General features: G+C 58.2%; 2 protein-coding genes. One reads left to right on the forward strand and one right to left on the reverse strand.

Annotated features, from left to right (window positions below):
- The first annotated feature begins 33 nt into the window (after positions 1 to 33).
- Positions 34 to 957, forward strand: a complete 924-nt coding sequence (locus ACR0C6_RS21100; protein ID WP_480482042.1) for an alpha/beta hydrolase — start codon at positions 34 to 36, stop codon at positions 955 to 957.
- A gap of 10 nt (positions 958 to 967) precedes the next feature.
- Here the strand turns inward: ACR0C6_RS21100 and ACR0C6_RS21105 are convergent.
- On the reverse strand, positions 968 to 1,587 hold a 620-nt coding region (locus tag ACR0C6_RS21105; protein ID WP_480621050.1), incomplete at its 5' end, for an alkaline phosphatase family protein.

Here is a 1,587-nt window from a genome sequence, read left to right on the forward strand (position 1 = left end):
CCCTGGGAGTGGTCCAAATAAGCCGGAGGAACAATGGACTATGAACGCCTGATCGACGAAGAAACCTGGGCGTTCATACGCCGCACGGCCGAAAGCTATCCGGATGATGCGGTCGATTTGTCCATCGAGGACCAGCGTCGCGTCTATGACACGATGTGCGAGCAGTTTCGCCAACCGCGCCCTGCCGGTGTCGAAACCCAGGACCTGTACGCCGATGGCGTGCCGGTCCGCCATTATACCGCCGGACATCCGACCAGAACGGTCGTCTATTTTCATGGTGGTGGCTTTGTTGTTGGCGGGCTGGACAGCCATGATGATGTCTGTGCCGAGTTCTGTGCCCAAACGGGATACCGCGTCGTTTCAGTTGACTACAGGCTGTGCCCTGAACATGTGCATCCGGCGCAGTTCCAGGATTGCTGGACGGCTGTGAAATGGGCGGCGGCTGAGTATGGCGACCCGCTTGTTCTGGCCGGGGATAGTGCGGGAGGAAATCTGGCAGCAGCTATCGCCCACCATGCGCGCGGGCGGTTGGACAATATACTGGGGCAGGTGCTGATCTACCCCGGTTTTGGCGGAGACCAATCGCGCGGCTCATATCTTGAGCACGCCCATGCTCCTTTACTGACACTGGACGATATTAAATTCTACGAAACCGTCCGATACGCAGGTACCCCGCCTCAGGGCGATCCGACTTACGCGCCGCTACAGGACAATGATTTCTCGAAACTGCCGCCTACTGTTGTGATTACTGCTGATTGTGATCCGCTCCGTGATGACGGGAAGGACTATTGCGAGCGGATCAGCGCAGCTGGTGGTCTGGCCCATTGGATCAACGAACCTGGCCTTGTCCATGGGTACCTGCGCGCGCGAACCTCGGTAAAGCGCGCAGCAGACAGCTTCGAACGGATCTCGGTCGCTATCGAAGCACTGGGGCAAGAGATCTGGCCCTACGACTGAAGTCAGTCAGTTACATCAGGAACGGCTTAGCCCTCATCGTGTCTGCGAGGGGCGCACCCAATCGGCTCAGAATGGTCGGGGCCAATTGGATCTGGTCGATTACGGTTTCTACGTCAGGCCCGTCGGCCTCGCCGAAGTAATACAGCGCGGTTTCCTGTTGCAGGGGGCTGCGCCCTCCGTGGTGTCCGCGCTCGTCTTGGCCATGATCGGCGGTGACGATCACCTCATACCCCAATTGGCGCCAGCGAGGGATGAACGGGGCCAGCATCTCGTCTGCAACAAAGCAGGCATGATCCATTTCTTCGCAGTCGTGATAGAAACGGTGCCCCATGCTGTCCAGTGTACAGGTGTGCAGGATGCCATAGTCCAGCCCAAAGCGCAGACACAGATTGGTCAAGGTGGCAAATAGATCGACGTCGGACGGGGTCATCTGGTTGTCTTTGCCGTAGCCGGTCATGCTGTGAAAGCGACCGTGATTGATGGTCTGGCTCTCTGGCTCGTCATATTCGACGTCGCGGACATAGTCGAACGGGTGACGGTTGAAGAACTGCGACCAAAAACTGTGTGTGACAGCCCCAGTCACGCCGCCGGCCTCACGTACCTGGCTAAAGACATCCTTATGGCTCAGGC

The organism is Ruegeria sp. AL12 (genome assembly GCF_056540885.1).

What these genes read in the sequence shown, in the direction of transcription:
- ACR0C6_RS21100 (WP_480482042.1), top strand. Translation starts at nt 34, where the DNA reads ATGGACTATGAACGCCTGATCGACGAAGAAACCTGGGCGTTCATACGC.